This is a genomic window from Oscillospiraceae bacterium, from assembly GCA_031265355.1.
Classification (GTDB): Bacteria; Bacillota; Clostridia; order Oscillospirales; family UBA929; genus JAIRTA01.
Window position 1 is genome coordinate 50,674 of sequence record JAISCT010000017.1, and the last position, 19,529, is coordinate 70,202.

General features: G+C 59.4%; 20 protein-coding genes and 1 tRNA gene. 6 read left to right on the forward strand and 15 right to left on the reverse strand.

Annotation, left to right across the window (positions count from 1 at the left end; all coding sequences use genetic code 11):
• Window positions 1-70: 70 nt before the first annotated feature.
• The 7 genes from LBK75_02410 to LBK75_02440 all read right to left on the reverse strand — a co-directional run bounded on the left by LBK75_02410 (window position 71) and on the right by LBK75_02440 (window position 6,292).
• A complete protein-coding gene (locus tag LBK75_02410; GenBank protein MDR1157146.1) occupies window positions 71-703 on the reverse strand; it encodes a Gx transporter family protein in 633 nt (210 codons plus the stop codon).
• Window positions 693-1,067 carry a NusG domain II-containing protein gene (locus LBK75_02415; protein ID MDR1157147.1) on the reverse strand — a complete coding sequence of 125 codons (375 nt, stop codon included), beginning with the start codon at window positions 1,065-1,067 and terminating at the stop codon, window positions 693-695. Before LBK75_02415 ends, LBK75_02410 begins: the two co-directional genes overlap by 11 nt.
• Entirely contained in the window at window positions 1,064-2,128 is a 1,065-nt protein-coding gene (locus LBK75_02420) for an FAD:protein FMN transferase (GenBank protein ID MDR1157148.1), read from the reverse strand. Before LBK75_02420 ends, LBK75_02415 begins: the two co-directional genes overlap by 4 nt.
• A 240-nt stretch (window positions 2,129-2,368) precedes the next feature.
• Window positions 2,369-3,508 (reverse strand): tRNA guanosine(34) transglycosylase Tgt, encoded by a 1,140-nt coding sequence (gene tgt, locus LBK75_02425; GenBank protein MDR1157149.1) that lies wholly within the window; start codon window positions 3,506-3,508, stop codon window positions 2,369-2,371.
• Window positions 3,509-3,547: 39 nt separating this feature from the next.
• Entirely contained in the window at window positions 3,548-4,279 is a 732-nt protein-coding gene (locus LBK75_02430; protein ID MDR1157150.1) for a DUF1624 domain-containing protein, read from the reverse strand.
• A complete protein-coding gene (gene ychF, locus LBK75_02435; protein MDR1157151.1) occupies window positions 4,272-5,366 on the reverse strand; it encodes a redox-regulated ATPase YchF in 1,095 nt (364 codons plus the stop codon). Before ychF ends, LBK75_02430 begins: the two co-directional genes overlap by 8 nt.
• A 104-nt stretch (window positions 5,367-5,470) precedes the next feature.
• Window positions 5,471-6,292: a hypothetical protein gene (locus tag LBK75_02440; protein ID MDR1157152.1), complete on the reverse strand. Its 822-nt coding sequence runs from the start codon at window positions 6,290-6,292 to the stop codon at window positions 5,471-5,473.
• A gap of 305 nt (window positions 6,293-6,597) precedes the next feature.
• Here LBK75_02440 and LBK75_02445 point away from each other — a divergent pair.
• The 6 genes from LBK75_02445 (at window position 6,598) to LBK75_02470 (ending at window position 10,700) form a co-directional block, all read left to right on the forward strand.
• A tRNA-Ser gene (locus LBK75_02445) sits at window positions 6,598-6,686 on the forward strand.
• A 131-nt stretch (window positions 6,687-6,817) separates the two neighbouring features.
• Entirely contained in the window at window positions 6,818-7,045 is a 228-nt protein-coding gene (locus LBK75_02450) for a type II toxin-antitoxin system MqsA family antitoxin (GenBank protein ID MDR1157153.1), read from the forward strand.
• A gap of 73 nt (window positions 7,046-7,118) precedes the next feature.
• On the forward strand, window positions 7,119-7,382 hold the full coding sequence (locus LBK75_02455) for a nucleotidyltransferase domain-containing protein (protein MDR1157154.1): 264 nt from the start codon (window positions 7,119-7,121) through the stop codon (window positions 7,380-7,382).
• Window positions 7,379-7,726, forward strand: coding sequence for a DUF86 domain-containing protein (locus LBK75_02460; GenBank protein MDR1157155.1), 348 nt, complete (start codon window positions 7,379-7,381; stop codon window positions 7,724-7,726). Before LBK75_02455 ends, LBK75_02460 begins: the two co-directional genes overlap by 4 nt.
• Window positions 7,720-8,850 carry an acyltransferase family protein gene (locus tag LBK75_02465; GenBank protein MDR1157156.1) on the forward strand — a complete coding sequence of 377 codons (1,131 nt, stop codon included), beginning with the start codon at window positions 7,720-7,722 and terminating at the stop codon, window positions 8,848-8,850. Before LBK75_02460 ends, LBK75_02465 begins: the two co-directional genes overlap by 7 nt.
• Window positions 8,851-8,897: 47 nt before the next feature.
• Window positions 8,898-10,700, forward strand: a complete 1,803-nt coding sequence (locus LBK75_02470) for a DUF4832 domain-containing protein (protein MDR1157157.1) — start codon at window positions 8,898-8,900, stop codon at window positions 10,698-10,700.
• Window positions 10,701-10,770: 70 nt separating this feature from the next.
• Here the strand turns inward: LBK75_02470 and LBK75_02475 are convergent, their stop codons facing one another.
• From LBK75_02475 to LBK75_02510, 8 genes are all read right to left on the reverse strand, one after another.
• Complete coding sequence (locus LBK75_02475; GenBank protein MDR1157158.1) at window positions 10,771-10,926, reverse strand: AAA family ATPase; 156 nt, start codon at window positions 10,924-10,926, stop codon at window positions 10,771-10,773.
• Between the two features lie 60 nt (window positions 10,927-10,986).
• Window positions 10,987-12,498 (reverse strand): UDP-glucose--hexose-1-phosphate uridylyltransferase, encoded by a 1,512-nt coding sequence (locus LBK75_02480; GenBank protein ID MDR1157159.1) that lies wholly within the window; start codon window positions 12,496-12,498, stop codon window positions 10,987-10,989.
• Window positions 12,498-13,499: a UDP-glucose 4-epimerase GalE gene (galE, locus tag LBK75_02485; protein MDR1157160.1), complete on the reverse strand. Its 1,002-nt coding sequence runs from the start codon at window positions 13,497-13,499 to the stop codon at window positions 12,498-12,500. Before galE ends, LBK75_02480 begins: the two co-directional genes overlap by 1 nt.
• Before the next feature lie 48 nt (window positions 13,500-13,547).
• Window positions 13,548-14,843, reverse strand: coding sequence for a galactokinase (locus tag LBK75_02490; protein ID MDR1157161.1), 1,296 nt, complete (start codon window positions 14,841-14,843; stop codon window positions 13,548-13,550).
• Between the two features lie 163 nt (window positions 14,844-15,006).
• The gene (gene clpX / locus LBK75_02495) at window positions 15,007-16,314 is read right to left on the reverse strand and encodes an ATP-dependent Clp protease ATP-binding subunit ClpX (protein ID MDR1157162.1); all 1,308 of its coding nucleotides are present in this window, start codon (window positions 16,312-16,314) and stop codon (window positions 15,007-15,009) included.
• A 72-nt stretch (window positions 16,315-16,386) separates the two neighbouring features.
• Window positions 16,387-16,968 carry an ATP-dependent Clp endopeptidase proteolytic subunit ClpP gene (clpP, locus tag LBK75_02500; GenBank protein MDR1157163.1) on the reverse strand — a complete coding sequence of 194 codons (582 nt, stop codon included), beginning with the start codon at window positions 16,966-16,968 and terminating at the stop codon, window positions 16,387-16,389.
• Window positions 16,969-17,083: 115 nt separating this feature from the next.
• A complete protein-coding gene (gene tig, locus LBK75_02505; protein MDR1157164.1) occupies window positions 17,084-18,508 on the reverse strand; it encodes a trigger factor in 1,425 nt (474 codons plus the stop codon).
• Between the two features lie 273 nt (window positions 18,509-18,781).
• Window positions 18,782-19,492, reverse strand: coding sequence for a metallophosphoesterase (locus LBK75_02510; protein MDR1157165.1), 711 nt, complete (start codon window positions 19,490-19,492; stop codon window positions 18,782-18,784).
• Between the last annotated feature and the right edge of the window lie 37 nt (window positions 19,493-19,529).

Below are 19,529 nucleotides of genomic sequence, written 5' to 3' on the forward strand. Positions count from 1 at the left end.
AAAGCGCGAAGACTCAGTAATGGTTATTGTAGCAGAAATCCGTCCTTCTTGTCAAGGGCCGTCCCGTATTTTATTTTTTATTTTCGCTTTCGCCAGGCGGGCGTCCGGACCCGCCCACATGCCGCCACACATAGGGCAGCGTATATTTCACGGCCAGACCCACGAGCAGTCCCGTGACCGCGCCCGACACAAGCAGGACCGGCAGATAAGAAAACACGTAGGCGCTGCCTAGCACGGCGCAGGCGGCCAGCAGCTGCCCCAGATTGTGGAAGACCGCGCCCGTGATGCTGACGCCGACCGGGCTGATATTAAGTGCTGAGTGCTGAGTGCTGAGTGCTGAGTGCGGGGGACGGGGGGCTGCGTGCGAGGTGACGAGTGCGCGGGAGACGCGCAAAAGCGCGTACATGACGAAGAAACTGAGCAGAGACCCGCTGATGCTGTAAAAGAACGATACAAACGTGCCGGCCAGCAGCGCCGTCATCACGCACTTGAGAACGACGAGCGTCAGCACGTCCCGAAACGAAAACAGGTAAATCGCGAGCAGGATCAGAGCGTTGGGCAGCCCCAGCCGTACGCCGGGGATCATCACGTCCATCGGGATGGCCCGTTCCACGATGCCCAGGATCAGAGCCAGGGTCAACATCATGGCAAGCAGCGCAAAGCGCCGTACGGCCGAAAGCCCTTCCTTCGGATCAGCCGACAACGACATCCACCTCCCCTTCCGCACGCCCCGTGAGCTTGACGAGCACCCGGTGGGGCAGACAGGCGATGACGCCGCCGGACACGGAGACGCGCCCCGTGTGTACACAGGTGAGATTGCCGCAGTTGGCCTCCACCACCCGCACGCCATCCGGCTCGACGCGCAGCAGGTTCCAGCCGCCGTCCCCGGTCTCGATCCGCCGCTCGGTGACGGACCCGTCGAGGGGAATGCGCTCCACCAGCCGTCCATCGAGATAGACCTCCGCCGTCAGCGCGCCAGTGTCGCCGCCGTCCCGGGCAAAGACTAGGAAGAGCGCGCCGGCCAATACCAGTACGCCGACCAGAATGAGAACGTCGGCTTTTTTCATGGCGCGTTCACCCACACATAGCGCTCGTCGGCGACCGCAAAGACGTCCGCGAGACCCGGCGTCGTGTGGATCGTTCGGTCCGACGCAATCAGCACGCCCTCCACGCCGTCCAACGTGTCGAGCAGCGCCAGGGCGCCGTCGAGTCCCAGCACAAAACAGGCGGTGGAGAGCGCGTCGGCCCGGGTGGAATCGTCGCAGACGATCGTGGCGGAGAGCAATCCCGTCTCGGCCGGGCGGCCGGTGGCGGGGTCCATGATGTGGTGGTAAACGGCGCCGTCCTCCGCGACGAAGTAGCGCTCGTACCCGCCGGAGGTGACGACGGTGCCGTCGTACAGAGAGAGAACGCACGCGTACCCGTCCTCGCCGGGCGCCGGTTTGCGGATTCCGACCCGCCAGGGTTTTCCCTCCGGGTGGCCGCCGCGCAGCACCACATTGCCGCCGAAGTCCAAGATAGCGTGCGTCACACCGGCCTCGCCCAACAATCGGTTCGCCTCGTCGGCCGCATAGCCTTTGGCGATCCCACCCAAGTCCAGGCCCATACCGGCTTCGGGAAGATACACGGTGCGGTTCGCCTCATCCAGCGCCACCCGGCGGTAGTCGACCAGAGCGCGGACGCGCGCGACGTCGGCCTCAACCGGCACGGCGGCCGTCTCCGTACCGATGCCCCACAGCGCCACCAACGGTTCGATCGTGGGGTCAAACGCGCCGCCTGAGAGCTCCGCGATCTCCAACGCCCGCGCGAGGAGCCCGTAAGTGTCCTCCGACACCGGCGTCGGCGCCTGCCCGGCTGCGGCGCGGACAGCGCCGATCTCGCTGCCGGGGGTGTGGGCCGTCATGGTGTTTTGAATGACCTCGCCGCGCGCGCGGACCGCCGCCAGCGCCGCGTCGGCCTCTTTCTCGCTCATCTTGTCATACAAAGACACCGTGACGACGGTGCCGAACAGATCGTCCCATGTCACGGACACCGGCGTTCGCGCGGCAGACCCGCAGCCGGCCGTCACGGCCGCCAGCATAGCCGCCAGCGCGACACCCACCGCTCTCCTGTTTCGTCTCCAGTTCATATGCATCCCCATATCCATCCAACCTGTACGGCCGCCCTATCGGCCCAACCGCACAATAATACCTCGTTGCCGCGAAGCGGCAACACAAAACAAGAATTTAGGTTGTGGGTTGCAGATGCAACCCACGTTATTGTATCACACCCTCACCGCGCTGGAAAGTAAAAGTTTGAACTTTCGTACTTTTTGCGCGCGCACCCGAAAGAGGCAGGCCAAAGAGCGGGGGTTCTTTTCGGCGGACCCTCAGATCCGCCGATCGAGGCGCTCGACCTTGGCCTGCCGGAGCGCCGCAAAGCGCCCCGCGTCGATGGCGTCGCGGATCTCGGTCATCAGCCGGTTGTAAAAAAACAAGTTGTGCAGCACGGAAAGGCGCAGGGCCAAGAGCTCCCCCGCTTTGAACAGATGCCGCAAGTAGGCGCGGCTGAAGTGCCGGCAAAGCGGGCAGCCGCAGGCGCCGTCGACGGGCGCGGCGTCTCGGGCGTATTTTTCGTTTTTAATGTTCAGGCAACCTTCTTCGGTGTAGAGATGCCCGTGCCGCGCGTTGCGGGCAGGCAGCACGCAATCGAAGAAATCCATGCCGCGCGCCACCGCCTCCAGGAGATTGCCCGGCGTGCCCACCCCCATCAGGTACCGGGGCCGGTCCTCCGGCATGTGCGGCTCGACCAGGGAGATGATGCGGTACATCTCCTCGGTGCTCTCCCCCACCGCCAACCCGCCGATGGCGTAGCCGGGCAGCGCCAGCGCGGCGATCTCCCGCATGTGCGCGACCCGCAGGTCGTCGTATGTCCCGCCCTGGTTGATGCCAAAGAGCGCCTGGTTCAGGTTTTGCGCTCCGCCCTCGGTCGTCGTCAACCGCCGCTGCCATTCGTCCCGGCAGCGCACAAGCCAGCGCGCGGTGCGGGTGCAGGACGCCTCCACATAGTCGCGCGGCGCGGGATTTGAGACGCACTCGTCGAAAGCCATCGCAATGTCCGCGCCCAAAGACGCCTGGATAGCCACGGATTCCTCCGGCCCAAGGAAGAGCCGCCGCCCGTCGATGTGCGAAGCGAACCAGACGCCCTCCTCCGTGACGCGCCGCAGCGAGGCCAGCGAGAACACCTGAAACCCGCCGCTGTCGGTGAGTATGGGGCCGGACCAGCGCATGAATCCGTGCAACCCACCCAGAGCCCGGACAGTCTCCTCCCCGGGGCGCAGGTGCAGGTGGTAAGTGTTACAGAGCGCAACCTGACAACCGACGTCCGCCAGGTCGAACGACGACAGCCCGCCCTTGATGGCGGCCTGTGTGGCCACATTCATAAAGACCGGCGTTTGGATCTCCCCGTGGACCGTCCGGTATACGCCGCGCCGCGCGCGGCCCTCCGTCTTCAGCAAAACAAACGACATAGACAACCCGGGGCCGTCTTTTTAGACCCCGCCTCCGTTCTATTTGGCCGCCAATCCTGCCGCCCACTGGACGACGACGTAGATGACGGGCTGATGCAGCAGATAGATAAGCAGCGTACGCCGGCCGACGGCCGGCAGCACGGGCACGCGCCACGTGTAAAACCACGCGGGGAAACGCCGCTCCCGGATGTACGCGCCCAGCCAGACGCCCAGCAGATACAGGAAGAACCACGGGATGAGCGGGAAATAGTCGTAGGCGCGAAACCCCCGATACAAAACGCCGAACATGTACAGATATGGGAACCGCGAGGCGCCCGCGGCATAGAGCGGGAACCACAGATACCCCGCGACAAAGAGTGCGGAAAAAAGCACGGGCTGCCACCCGCGCGGAATGCGGTCCACCCAGACGGCGGGAGGGCCGCAGATCACCATGCAAACGCCCAAGCAATGCAAAATACCGAACGGGATCGGGACGTTCACAAACCCGGCGGCAAGCGACACCAGCAGCGCGCACCCGAGGACCTGCAGTCCGCGCCGCCGATTGTCCCGCGAGAAGCGAGCCGACACGCCGGCCAGCAGAATGAAAACGCCGGCAAAGAAGGGCTGCAGCACAGACAGCAGCGGGTTGAAGAGCAGACTATACGGCAAAAATCCCGCCGTCACGAGGTCGTACCCGGCGTGGTACGCCACCATCAGCAAGATCGACAAACCCCGCACGGCGTCGATGAGCTCGATGCGCGGCGCGGGGGCGCGGAGCCCGGGGTCAGACATTGAACCGGAACAGCACGACGTCGCCGTCTCGCATGACGTACTCCTTACCCTCCGAGCGCACGAGACCGCGCTCCCGCGCGGCGGCCATGGCGCCGGCGGCCATCAGGTCGTCGAAGGCGATCACCTCGGCGCGGATGAACCCGCGCTCGAAATCGGAGTGGATGACGCCCGCGGCTTGGGGGGCTCTGGTCCCCTTCCGGATGGTCCACGCACGCACCTCCGGCGGCCCGGCGGTGAGGTAGGAGATGAACCCCAGCAGTGTGTAGGAGGCGCGCACCAGCCTGTCGAGGCCGGCTTCTTCCAGCCCCAACTCGGACAGGAAGAGCGCCCGCTCCTCCTCCGGCAGTTCCGCAATATCCTGCTCCCATTTCGCGCAGATTGGAAGCACCTGCGCGCCTTCGCGCGCGGCGATTTCCTCCACGGCCCGCAGGTAGAGACTGTCCGCCCGGCCGACAAACCCGGTCTCGTCCATGTTGGCACAGTAGATGACAGGTTTGCCCGACAGCAGCGGCACCGAGGCCGTCAGCGCGCGTTCGCCCTCGTCCTCGCTGACAAACGAGCGGGCGGACCGGCCGGCGTCCAGGTGGTCCGACAGGCGCTTGAAGAGCGCCGCCTCCGCGAGGTATTTTCGGTCCCCTTTTGCCAGCTTGCCGGCTTTGTCGATCCGGCGGCCCACGAGCTCGATGTCCGAGAGGATGAGTTCCATGTTGATGATGTCGATGTCGCGAGCCGGGTCGGCGCCGCCTTCGACGTGGATGATGTTGTCGTCGTCAAAACAGCGCACGACATGGACGACCGCGTCCACCTCGCGGATGTGCGTCAGGAACTGGTTGCCCAACCCCTCGCCCCGCGACGCGCCGCGCACGAGCCCGGCGATGTCCACAAACTCGACGACCGCGGGGGTAATTTTCTGCGGGTTGTGCATACGCGCCAGCGCGGTTAGCCGCTCATCCGGGACAGAGACCATCCCCACATTGGGTTCGATCGTGCAAAACGGATAGTTGGCCGACTCGGCGCCCGCACGGGTGATCGCGTTGAACAGCGTACTTTTGCCCACATTGGGCAAGCCGACAATGCCTAATTTCATGGCGGCAACCACGCCCGGCTCGCATGTCAGACGCATCTCTGGTTCAAGTGTCAAAGCCTCTTTCGACACGCGAGCCGTCTTTCCCTTCCCGTCGGAGTCCGACGTCAGATTTCGACCTCCAGGCCGTCGTAGGCGACGCCGATGCCGTAGAGACGCAGACGCTCCTCCATGGGCCGGTGCAGGAATCCGGAGGTGTGCGAGAAATGGGTGGCCAGATAGCGCGTGCGCGCGGTGGAGCTCTTTTGCTGGAACAACCGGCGCTTGACGGTCACATTGTCTTCCAGCGTCATGTGGTTGGGCGTGTCGGAATGGATGGGGTTTGTGCAGTCCATACTGACCATATGCACCGAACGACCCACCAAAAAGTCCCATGTCTCTTCGGGGAAGAAGCCGGTATCGTTGGCGTAGAGCAGCACCTTGCCCTCCGATTCGATCAGATAGATAAAGGCGCCCGGGCAGTGGCGGGCCTGCAGCGGCGTGACAGTATATTTGCCGAAGGTGGCGGGCGTGAACAGTTTGAGCTCCGTGAACTCCATCAGCGGTTCCAAACGCGCCAGCTCGTCGGCGCCCAGCACCCGTTCCATGCGGTCCCAGACATCGTAACTGCCATAGACGTAGAGTTTTTTCCGTTCCGCGTGCAGGCAATAGGGCGCGCGCAGGTTAGAGAGTTCCGCCGCGTAGAAGTGGTCCGCGTGCGTGTGCGTCACCAAAAGATACTCAATTCCACCCATTTCCAGCTTCCACTCGGCGGCCTGCGAGAGCAGATCCGGCGGCAGATCCACAAGCAAGGCGCCGTCGATGAGCATCGACGACCGGCGGCGCACGTTTCGCCCGCCCTGCGCGCGCGACTCGCGGCAGGCGGGGCACTGACAAAATACGCCGGGAAATCCCTCCGCGGCGCCTGTACCAAGATATCGAATGTGCATGATAACCCTCCGAGCATTGCAATTGACAACAAAGCATTGACAATTTACATTTATTACCATATTTCGGACACAAACACGGGCGGCGCAGGCCATATCGGGTCTTCCGCGCCGTGACAGGCCGGAGAAGGCCGGATTTTCCGTGTGTTATGACTTAAACTAGAATTTAATTTTACCGTATCTTATGATTTCTGTCAACCTAGCTTCGGCAAAAATGTCCACACGGTGGAACACAAACGGGGTCTGGGCGTAGTCTGCACGCAAAACACTTGCCAGAGCGCCGCGCGCCATGTATAATGTAGGGGCATGGAGGAATAGCGAAGTGGTCATAACGCGGCGGTCTTGAAAACCGTTTGGGCGCAAGCCTACGGGGGTTCGAATCCCTCTTCCTCCGCCACCCATAAGTCAAGCCCCCAACAAACTTTTTAAAAAAATTCTTTCGGGAGGCTTGACTTATGTTTTTCTGTTGCGGCGACGCGAGGGCAAGAACGACCGCTTAGACTGTCACAAGAAAGGCAGGAGAATGATATGACTTGTTTCCATTGTAAAAGCGACACAGAGCAAAAGTTTAAGACCCACGCCGTCACGCTTGACAAGTGTGTTATTATCATCAAGAATGTTCCCACTGTGGTCTGCGAGCAATGCGGCGAGGCATATTTTACGGATGATGTCATGCAAAGTCTGGAGGCCATTATTGACCGACTGGAGTGTATCATCAAAGAGGTCGCTATTGTTGACTATGCCGACGTAGCATAGTGATACGCGAATAGAGCCACAGGTTCGAGTAAGGAATAATTAAGGCGGTGATATTACGCTTACTCTTGAAGCAATTCGCGATAGGGCGAAACCTGTCGCAAAAAAATATAATGTTGTTAGTCTTGAACTTTTCGGTTCATATGCAGATGGCACGGCAGATGAAAGCTCCGATGCGGATTTCCTCGTCTTGTTTGCCGCGCCCGTGCCGTCAATATTCAAAGTTATGGGATTCCGAGAAGAACTTTCACGCTCTCTCGGTCTGCCTGTTGACGTGGTTACGTTGCCTCTTGTCCGCCCCGACAAACTGCACGTATCATGCACGGAGAAAATCATATGAACGAACGTGACAAGACCAACATTGGACGAATCGCGGATGAGCTTCGCTATATAAAGAGCGTAACAGCAAAAACCTCACGCGATGAGTTTCTGCACGATGAAACCCTGCAACACGCACTGTCAATGTCGATACTGACAATCGGTGAGTGCGCTAATCATCTCTCCGATGACTTCAAGGACCGCCACCCGAAGATCGAATGGATTCAAATTGTGGCAGTTAGAAATATTGCGGCGCACGGCTATTGGCAACTCGATATGCGGCAAATTTGGCAAGCTATCGAGGAAGATATTCCGCAACTTAACGATTTTGTGTTCGGGTTATTAGACGAGAAAAGCATGTGCTAACCCAAGTTTCAGGGAAAAACCTGCAAGGCATTGGGAACGTCGGAGGGTACATGAGAAGATGTTTTCTTGATCATTTGCGTTGGATGGCAGTGCTGCTGCTTTTTCCATACCACACCTTTATGATTTACAATTCATTTGGAGAGAACTTTTATATCAAAGGGGCAAATGTGTCACTGACAACAGGGATTATGATTGCAATCGGACCTTGGTTTATGCCGTTGTTGTTTGTGATTGCGGGTATGAGCTCAGCGTTTGCATTGCAGAAAAGAACCGCGATGCAATATATAAAAGAACGGATTTCTAAACTGCTGATCCCCTTGCTGTCCGGCGTCTTACTGCTGATCCCCGTACAGACTTTTTTTGCGGAGCGCTTTCACAATGGATATACCGGGGGGTATTTTCAACAATACATACTATTTTTCACAAAGCCAACCGACCTTTCGGGATACACGGGAGGGTTCACGCCTGGCCACTTGTGGTTTATCTTTTATTTGTTTGTTATCTCTCTGGTTGCTTTGCCCATGATGAGCGCATATCAAAGGGCAAACAGAAAGCTCTCTTTTCAAAAGGTAAATTTACCTCTTTTACTTCTCTTATTTCTTTTGCCTTTGTTTGGTACATTTATAGTGAATATAAAAGGAAAAAGTCTCGGCGAATACTTTGTGTATTTCCTACTCGGCTGCTTCTTTTTATTCGATGAGAATGTCCTTGAAAAAGTCGATAAACATCGATTTTTACTATTGATTCTTTCTGCCCTCTCCATGACCGTAGTGTTGCTGTGCTGGTGTGGAGTTTTTGGCGATATCCCCGATATTGTTTATGATATTTTTTCCCACTTTTATGCGTGGGCGGCGATTTTATCCCTCATGGGAATGGGCAGACATTGTTTGAACTTCAAAAACAAAGTGACCGACTACTTTTCGACCTCCTCTTTTTCTGTATATATTTTCCATCAATCATGGATTGTGGCCGTAGCATATTGCATATTTATGTTGACAGACAATATACTGATGCAAATCATTCTGATTATGACAGTGAGCATCTTAGCCACATTCGCGACATATGAGCTGTGCAAAAGAACACGCATCACAAGGTTTTTATTTGGGATTAAATCTCCCAACTAGAAAAATCCTCTGATGAAACAGCAAGAGGTTCCACAAGGAGAGAAAAAATGAAAACGCGCCATCCCCATCGAATCGGCAAGAAGACTCTGACATTCGGATTTGCGATTGTTATCTTGTTCTCGCTAATGGCGGCTGCCGTAAGCTGTTCGGCCACTTCGAAGACACAAACATTCGCCTATACGCCAGATTTCACGAGTGTAATAACCAACCCGGAGAGAGGATATTTTGAAAATTTTAGCGGGCTTGACCCTCTTCATCCGCAGGATTTCGAGGAGGACTACGCACAGTGGCTCACCGATCCGGAATATGATTCCTGGTATTTGGGCGGCGGTTATCTGAAACTGCTGCGCTCATCGCGTCAAGACGGGGTTACGATGCTGGATGCCAATATATACGTGAACAAATACATCAATTCGCCCGAGCTGCCTCAGTCCTTCTTGGACGAACTTTCCAGGGCATTGCAGGTTGTACGGGAAGCAAGGATGAAAATCACTCTGCGCATAGTATATGCGGACGCTTGGACGCCGATGGTTGTCGAGAAGAACTATTTGCGGCATATTGAGCAAATCGGAGCGGTCATTACCGAAAACTCCGATATTGTGGAGAGCTTATCCGCCGGGATACTCGGCCCGTGGGGAGAGTGGCATAATGACGACGACTATGTCATGGTGGACAATAAGTCCTATAAACGCGAAGACCGTCCTGAATACGAAAACGGCATGCCAACGACAGACATAAACTCTCCGGAGCAAGGCGCGCAGCGCTATCGGCTTATTAAACAGTTACTCGATCACACGCCGGATACCATACCTGTCGTCATGCGCTACGTCGAATTCCTTATGGAGATAAAAGCGTTGGCGGAGAACCCTCCGCAGGGCGCGACCATATTGACCCAGGCGCAGCTTGACCGCCTGGGCCTGCACGACGACTCGTTCGCGTCGTTCGTCATGAGCCATACGCGCGCCGGGGGTTGGGAAGAGGCGTTTTACCCCTATTGGGACGATGACAAGAAATACGACCAAGTCAACGAGGTTGCGGCGTTTGCGGCTCAGCTTGAGACATCGTACGGAGGCGATGTCCTGCAATACGGAGAAACGACATGGTACCCTGACGACGACCTCGACTTCGGCAAAGACGACCCCTTGGCCAATACCGAGGTGGTTGACGCGGGCGCGCAACTGGCGCTCAGTGAAGCCGCGGCAAGAAAGCTGACTATGATAAACCGCAGCTGGCATGTCAAGCATCTTGACTTTTGGAAAGGCATCTGGCTCCCCGCCTCCGGCAACGACCCCGCCGAGAGCGCCTACACCCGTCTTGAGCGCAAACTCGGCTACAGGCTTCGCCTTGACACAGCAGCGTTTACCACCAACGCCAAGAACGGGGACACTTTCGCTATCAGGGCAATACTTCACAACGACGGCTACGCGGGCATCATCAGGCTTCGTCCGATATTTGTGGTGTTCGATGACGGCGTCAACCGCTACGACATCGAGCTTATGAACGTGGACGCTCGCACATGGCTGAGCGGCGAAAACAGGTTAGACGCTTCGGTGACGCTCCCTAAGGATATGGAGACGGGCGAGTACGCAGTCGCGCTATGGCTTCCGGATTATTATGAGAACCTGCGCGGCCTGCCGGCGTATTCCGTGCGGTTTGCCAACAAGGGTATCTGGTGCGGAAGCAAGGGCTACAACTACCTCGGCACGATCAAGTACCAAAGGGACGGTCGGTCCGTTGTCCATCCGCTGTCAGACGAATTTGTAGCCGAACTCGGCGAAGACCCGGACAATCCAAAAGGCGGACACAATTTCCAGCCAACATTTGACCCCGCGTTTATCCATGAAACATGAATGGTTCAGGTGTCAGAAGTGCGTAGAACAGTTGCCCCCTCCTTATAAAATTGAAGTACAAATTTCAATTTTATAAGGAGGACTTTTTTACAAAGCCGAATACATCAAACAACGTGGTTTTTCCTACCCCGTTGCGACCAACGAATACGGCCATCCCCGGCAGATCCGTCAAGCTCACGTTTTGTAATGATTTAAAATTGTGTATTTCAAGCGACTCTATCCTCATATCCCCACCTCCAAAAGCAAGGGCGGCATCCTGCCGCCCGCGGTTGCGATGCATGATAAGCTACAACACCGCGAGGAAACGGTCGAAGGCGGCCTGGCCGGCGGCGTCGCGTTTGAAGACACCGGCCTGTTCCAAAATGGCGGTGAAGGTGCGGCCGAGCTCATCTCGGATGATCTCATCCACATTGTCCGGCCCGATGGCGGGATAGCTCCCCCGCCATCTCGCCACCCAGTGGGCATGTTTTTGGATCTCCTCGACAAAAGCCACATCCTCGCCGGCGAGCAGCGCTTGCTTCAGCCGCTCCATCTCTTCCAGCAGGCGCGCCGGCAGCACGGCCAAACCCATCACCTCGATGAGACCGATGTTTTCCTTCTTGATGTTGTGATACTCCGCGTGCGGATGAAATACCCCCAGCGGATGCTCCGGCGTCGTGATGTTGTTGCGCAATACGAGATCCAGCTCAAATTTTTCCCCCCGCATCCGCGCGATGGGCGTGACCGTGTTGTGCGGCACACCGTCGGAGTGGGCGAAGACCCCCGCCGGCTCGTCCGAATACCCGCGCCACGCCGCCAAAATGTGCAGCGCCGCCGCCACCAGCTTCCGCTTGTCCGCGTGCGCAATGCGAATCACACTCATCGGCCACTTGACTACGCCCGCCTCCACGTCCGCAAAGCCGCCGCCGAGGGCGACGGATCGCTCGACGGGCGCCAACTCCATCGCAAAGGTGTAGCGCCCGCCCTGGAAGTGCTCGTGACTCAAAATGCTCCCGCCCACAATCGGCAGCTCTGCGTTGGAACCGACAAAGTAATGGGGGAACTGCTCTAAAAACCCCAGGAGCTTTTCAAACGTACCCCGATTCATCACCATAGGCACATGCGCTTGGTTCAGCACAATGCAGTGCTCCCGGTAGTAGATGTAGGGCGAGTACTGCAGCCCCCACGCCTCGCCGCCGAGTCCCATTGGGATGATGCGGTGGTTGTGCCGCGCGGGGTGATCGATGCGCCCGGCGTAACCCTCGTTTTCCATGCAGAGCATACAGGCGGGGTACCCGCCGTGTGGCTGCAAACGCGCCGCCGCAATGTCCTTCGGGTCCTTCTCGGGCTTTGCCAGGTTGATCGTGATGTCGATAGCGCCATACGGCGTTTGCGTCTTCCAACGGCGATCGAGCGCCGTCCGGTAGCGGCGGATGTAGTTTACGTCCTGGCTGAGGGCATAGAAATAGTCGGTCGCCTCCCGCGGCGAACGGGCATAGGCCCTATAAAACGCATCCACCACTTGGGCGGGGCGGGGCGTCAGAATCTCCATCAGTGCCGTCTCGTATTGGTCGCGCGCGGCGGGACTGTCCGCAAAAAGTCCCTGCCGCGCCGCGTGAGCCGTCAATGTTTCGAGGATCTGCTCCAGCGGCGGTTCCGGCGGTACGGCGTCCGTACCCTCCGCCGCGGCCGGCGGCTCGTAGGCGGAAAGAGCGAGCCGCTCCAAAAGGCGGTTGCGGGCGTAAATCTCCTCAAAGGGGACGAGCAATCCGGTCCGTTTCGCATAGCGCAGGAGAGCGTCAATCGCGCGGCAGACCATCATGCCCCTCCAAACCCGTCCGGATGCGCCTGATGCCAGGCCCACGCGGACGCCACAATTTCATCGATGTCGGTGCGCTGCGGGTTCCAGCCCAGCACGCGCCGGATCTTCTCGCTGGAGGCGACGAGCTGCGCCGGATCCCCCGCCCGGCGGGGGGCGACTTCGTTGGGAATCGGCCGGCCCACCACGCGTTCCGCCGCGCGGATGACCTCTTTTACCGAGAAGCCGTTGCCGTTACCCAGGTTGAAGATGTCGCTCGGGTTGTCGTCCACCAGCAGGTACAACATGGCCAGGATGTGCGCCTGCGCCAGATCGCAGACGTGGATGTAGTCGCGGATGCAGGTGCCGTCGGGCGTGTCGTAGTCGTCCCCGTATATGTCCACCCGCGCGCGCTTCCCAAGGGCCGCCTGCAGCACCAGCGGCACCAAGTGCGTCTCGGGATCGTGCGCCTCGCCGATCTGCCCGCTCTCGTGCGCGCCGCTGGCGTTGAAGTAACGCAGAGAGACGTAACGGATCCCGTGCGCCACCTCCGTCCAGTGAAACATCTTCTCCATCGAGAGCTTTGTCTCTCCGTATGTATTGGTGGGACGGGTGGGGTCGCTCTCGAGGATGGGCACCCGCTCCGGCTCGCCGTAGGCGGCGGCAGTGGAGGAAAAGACGATCCGTTTGACATCGTGCGCCACCAGGCTCTGGAGTAAAATGCGCGTGCCGTTTACGTTGTTGTCGTAATATTTGAGCGGATTCGTCATGCTCTCGCCCACCAACGAGTTGGCCGCGAAATGGATCACCGCGCCGACATTGCTGTGCGACAGCAAGTCGTCCAAAAAGGCCCTGTCGCGGATATCGCCCTGCCGAAAGACCGCCTTGGGGTGAACCGCCTGCCTGTACCCTGTCTCCAGATTGTCCGCGACGATTACGTCGCAGCCGCTTTCCACCAGCGCATAGACGGTGTGAGAGCCGATGTAACCGGCGCCCCCGAGTACCAATACCTGCTGTTTCATATTCTCCTCCTTGTAGGAACTATTAAACCGAATTCTTGTCTGCGGAGATCAAAACGCCGGACCCGGCAGACAGTACCCGCCCACCGGCCGCACCATCAGCGGATAACAGCAGCCGCCGCCAAAGACGCGCGTCATCTCCGCCGTAAACGCCGCCGCCTGCACGCGCGGTACCAGCGCCTGTATCGTGCCGGCGAATCCGCCGCCGTGCACACGCCACGCCCCGGTGTCCGCGAGCATCCGCTCCGAGAGCGCCAGACCCAGGGCCACGCTCCGCTCCCCCGTGTGCGTCACCGGGAAGATGTTTTGCAGCAGTTTGAACGATGAATCGCCCGACGCGAGCATCAGCGTGCGGTACGTCTCCATGTCGCCGTCCTCCAGCGCTTTGGCCTGGTGTACCACGCGCTCGTTTTCTCCAAAGAAATGTATCGCGCGCAGCACGCCCCGCTGGGGCGCCTGCTCACGCAGCACGGGCAGCGCCGCATAAAACGCCTCCTGGCTGACGTCGCGGAGCACCTCTTTGTCAAAGTAGGCGGCCACGGCGCGCATCTCCCCCGGGATATCCGCGTACTCCTGCGTCAGATCGGCGTGATCTCCCCTCGTGTCGACAATACACAGCGTGTACGCCGGCGGAAAACCGTCGCACGCGAGCCGCCGCACCAGCGGCTCTTCTGTGTCCTTGAAATCGATGCTGACGATCCCGCCTACCGAGGACGACATCTGGTCCATCAGCCCGCACGGTTTGCCAAAATAGACGTTCTCCGCGTACTGGCCAATCTGCGCCACCCGGGGGGCGCCGATGCGGCCCGCGTTGTAGAAATGGTTCATGAGCGTGCCAAACAACACCTCAATGGCCGCCGAGGAGGAGAGTCCGCTCCCCTTCGGGACGTCCGACGTGAGATGCGCGTCAAACCCCCCCGCGCGGTACCCGTGGTTTCGCATCCCTACAGCCACGCCGCGGATCAGCGCCTCCGTCCGGTTGACCTCCTCCGGATGGAGCGCCGTGTCGTCCACGTTGATGTCGATGTCGCCGTAGCTGTCAAACATCCGGACCCGTCCATCCTCCGCGGGCGCGGCCACAGCCAGAATGTCCAGCGCCACCGCGGCGGCCAGCACGCGTCCGCGCTGGTGGTCCGTGTGGTTGCCCGAGAGCTCCGTCCGACCCGGCGCGGAAAGGAACGCGAAGGGGTGATTTCCAAATCTTTCCACATACCGTCGTGCGGCGGCGAGGTACCGCGCCGCCTGGTCGCGCGCGCCGTCTCCGTAGAGCAGCGTGAGCGCCGTGAGACCCGCCTGCGAGGTCAGATAGGCCTCCCACGCGGCGAGGTCGTGGCACAGCTGTTTCATACTCTCACACCTGTCGTTTTTACGGTTCAGGCGTCAGTCAAGACGTTTGACACCTGAACCTTTTATTCATTATATCATCAAAATCAAGCGCTTGGCAATGATATCCCCCTCGATTTTTTGCGACAGGGGCGCAGCCGGTTGGCCGCGCCCCTGTCGTCTGTAATTACGATACATTCACCCGTTTGGTCGGCGCCTTGGTCTTGGTCACCTTCGGCACCGGGAGACGCTTTTGTTTCTCGGGGTCCCGCAAAATTTCGGGCGGCGCCTTGCCGTAAATCGTGTCGGCCGTGACGACGACGCGCTCGATCGTATGATCGGAGGGAATCTCGTACATGATGGGCGTCATAGACTCCTCGATCACCGCGCGCAGGCCGCGTGCCCCAATGTTCCGCTCGACCGCGCGGTCGGCCAGCGCCTCCAGCGCGTCCTTGGCAAACGCCAGCTCCACGCCGTCGTACTCGAAGAGCTTTTTATACTGCTTGGTCAGCGCGTTCTTCGGCTCCGTGAGAATCAGGATGAGCTCATCCCGCGTCAGTGTCCCGAGTGGGGCAATGACCGGCAGGCGGCCGACGAGTTCCGGGATGATGCCGTACTTGAGCAGGTCGTGCGGCTGGATCTCGGCCAGAACGGAGGTGAGATCCTTCTCCTTGCGACTCACGACCTGCGCGCCAAACCCAAGGCCTTTCTTGCCCATCCGGTTTTCGATGATCTTGTCGATGCCGTCGAAGGCGCCGCCGCAGATGAAGAGGATGTTCGCCGTATTGACCTGAATGAACTCCTGGTGGGGGTGCTTGCGCCCGCCCTGCGGCGGCACATTGGCAATGGTCCCCTCCAAGATCTTGAGCAGTGCCTGCTGTACGCCCTCGCCGCTCACATCCCGCGTGATGGAGACGTTTTCGCTTTTGCGGGCAATCTTGTCGAGTTCATCGATATAGATGATCCCGCGCTCGGCCAGTTCGATGTCGTAGTCGGCGGCCTGGATGAGGCGGAGCAGAATGTTCTCCACATCCTCGCCCACATAACCGGCCTCTGTCAGTGTAGTGGCGTCGGCAATGGCAAACGGAACATTCAAAATGCGGGCCAGCGTTTGGGCAAAATGCGTCTTGCCGCAGCCCGTCGGCCCCAGCATGAGGATGTTGCTCTTTTGCAGCTCCACATCTTCGCCGCCGCCGTAGTTCACGCGCTTGTAGTGGTTGTACACGGCGACGGAGAGCGCAATCTTGGCCTTTTCCTGCCCCACCACGTACTGATCCAAAATGGCGCGGATCTCCTGCGGATTCGGCAACGCATCGGCGGATTCGAAATTCCGTTTGGGTGGCACCTCAAACCCTTCATCCAGGATATTGAGGCAGAGATGAACGCACTCGTTGCAGATATAGGCGCCGGGCCCCGCGATCAGCCGCTTGACCCTGTCCTGGCTCTTCCCGCAGAAAGAACAAGTGACGGTCCTTTTGTCGTCGGACTTTGGCATGGGTTACCTCCATTTTGCTGCCGGACGGCAATGATGATTCGGTATCGGTCGGCCAGGCGGCCGTCGGTTTTGTTATCGTTTGTCGAGCACTTTGTCGATCAGGCCATAGGCCAGGGACTCCTCCGCCGTCATGAAATTGTCGCGCTCGGTGTCGCGCTCGATGACGTCAATCGGCTTGCCGGTGATGTCCGCAAAAATCTTGTTGAGATTGTGCCGCACCCGTATGATGTGCTCGGCGTGGATCTTGACGTCGGACGCCTGCCCGCGCGCGCCGCCGGAAGGCTGGTGGATCATAATTTCGGCGTTTGGCAACGCAAAACGCTTACCCTTGGTACCGGCGGCCAGCAGAAAGGCGCCCATGGAAGCGGCCATGCCCACACACATCGTGGACACGTCGGCCTTGATATAATTCATCGTGTCGTAGATCGCCATACCGGCCGTGATCGACCCCCCCGGGCTGTTGATATAAAATTGGATCTCGCGGTCGGGATCCTGGGCTTCCAGGTACAGAAGCTGCGCCACGACCAAGCTGGCCGTCACGTCGTTCACTTCTTCCGACAAAAATACAATGCGATCGTTGAGCAGGCGGGAGTATATATCGTAGGAACGCTCTCCGCGGTTTGTCTGCTCCACAACAATGGGGACAAGGCTCATGACAATCACTCCTTCCTCACAAATCAGTCCTCACAAATCAGTGACAGCAAATCGGTCACAGGGGTCGAGTCTTCCCAAAACGGACAAATCTATACACGCCCCAAAGAGGCTGCGGTCACTCGTCTTCCGAGGCGTCCGGATCTTTCTCGGCCGCCTTCCTGCGCGCGGGTTCTTTCGACGGCGCGGCTTCGGCCTTTTTAGATGCTTCAAATACTTCGGCGGAGACATCCGCCGAAGCGGCCTCCCCCGCCGCCTCGGGCGGTACCGTGTCGGGAACCGCGTGCGCCTGCACCAGAGCCGCCGCCTCTCTGACCATCAGACGGCGGCGCAATGTCTTCTCGTCTATGACGCGCTTGAGCTCCTCCACCGGTTTGCCGACCTGCTCCGCCAGCGTCTCGTACTCGGCGTTCATCTTCTCTTCGGAGATCTCCAGCCGCTCAAGCGCGGCGATTTTCTCGCAGGCCAGATCCGCGGTGATCTGCCGGCGGGCCTTCACGCGCAGCCCGTCGCACAGCGTCTCGAACGTCTGCCCGAGAATGTTCAGATAGGCGTCGAGATCCATCCCATGGGACAAGAGGTTGCCCTGTATCCGCTCCAGCATGGAGCCAACCTCCTCCTCCACCATCGCATCGGGGATCTCGACTCGGGTCTCGGCGACCAGTTTGTCGACAAGCGCATCCTCATAGGCCTCGTCGGACGCCCTCTCATACTGCGCCGTCATTTTGGCCCGGATGTCGGCGCGCAATGCCTCCAGCGTGTCAAACTCCGACACATCCTTCGCGAACTCGTCGTCCAGCTCCGGTTCCTCCGACTCCTTGACCTCGTGGACGTGCACCGCAAAGGCCGCTTCCCGGCCAGCCAACTCCGGCGCGTGGTATTCTTCCGGGAAGGTGACCGTGACGCTCACGTCCTCGCCGGCCGCACGGCCGACGAGCTGCGTCTCAAAACCTGGTATGAACTGGTTTGACCCCAGGACAAGCCGCGTGTTCTCGCCCTTGCCCCCCTCAAAGGAGGCTCCATCCACAAAACCCTCATAGTCGAAAGTCACCGTATCGCCATCTTTGGCGGGGCGGTCGACTACGAGGAGGCGGGCGTTTCGGGTACGCATCCGCGCCAGCTCGCTTTCGACGGCCTCGCCCGGGAGCTCCACGGGCGGTTTGAAGGCCGTCAGGCCTTTGTACTGCCCCACCTCGGCCTCGGGACGCACATGGACGCGCGCTTTGAATGAATACCCCTCGGGTCCAATCTCCAGAATCTCGATGTCGGCCTGCTCCACCGGTTCGACGCCGGCCTCCGCCGCGGCCTGCTCGTAAGCGTCCGGGTACGAGGCCTTCACCGCGTCCTCATAGAACACGGACGGGCCGTATATGGTCTCCACCATCTTGCGCGGCGCCTTGCCGCGGCGAAACCCCGGCACATTGAAGCGGCTCGCCCCACGCCGGTAGGCCTGTTGCACGGCCTCTTCAAACGTCTCCGCGCCCACCTCTATCGTGAGCGTCGCCAATTGCTTTTCGTCCCTCTCCACCGCCTTCAACGCCATGCGGACACTGCCTCCTTCATGTCTCCCAAGTTATACCCCGGTAGAGGGCGGTGTTTCACCGCCCACAGAGATACCCATTTCAGCTTATCGTACCACACTCGCTCCAAAAATGCCACAACATTTTGTTTCCCAGCCCGCATCTTTGTGAATGAATCTTCATAAAACGCTCTGCCCCCCGCCCCGCCATCGTATCGTCACCTATTTCATCGTCATTTTCAGAGAAAAATTCAGCCTTCCGGCCATTTTATTTTGCGCCGCCGCGCGTCAAGCACCCTAGAGAATCCGCGCAGGCCGAAAATCAAGGTAGTCGGCGGAAATCAGCGTGTATTCGATGCCGCGATAGTCCCCCTCGATGGCGCGGCCGTGCGCCGCGCCGTGGAGATGGCCGTAGTAGCAGCGCGCCGCGCCGAACCGGTCGAGCAAATCCACGATCCCGTCGCAGCGATAGCCCTCATAGAGCGGCGGATAGTGGAGAAAGGCAAGCAGCCTCTCCCCCGCCGTCCCATCCGGCAGCAGGACGCGCCCCGCCTGAAGGGAGGCCTCCAGACGCGCGCACTCCCGCAGGAAGACTTTCTCGTCGTGCGTACCCCTGTCGTCCTCCTCAAAAAACCAGCCGCGCGTGCCACACAGCGCCCGGTCTTCATAGGCAAAGGCGTTGTTGTGCAGGATTTCGAAGCCCGCAAAACCCTTTTCGGCAAAAAACCGCCGCATCTTCGCGGCCGTCGTCCACCAGTAGTCGTGGTTGCCCTTCACGAGCAACTTGCGCCCGGGGAACGAGGCCAGAAACGCGAAATCCGCATAGGCCTCCTCGAGATTCATGGCCCAGGAGAGGTCGCCGCACAGGACGATCGTATCGTCCCCGGTCAAAACGGAGAGCCCGCGGGCGATCTTGTCCACATAGCCCTCCCACGCGCCGCCGAACACATCCATGGGTTTGTCCGCGCCGAGAGAGAGATGCAAGTCGCCCATCGCGTAAAGCGCCATTCCGCCAGCCTCCAAAGTCAACATATATCGCGGGCCG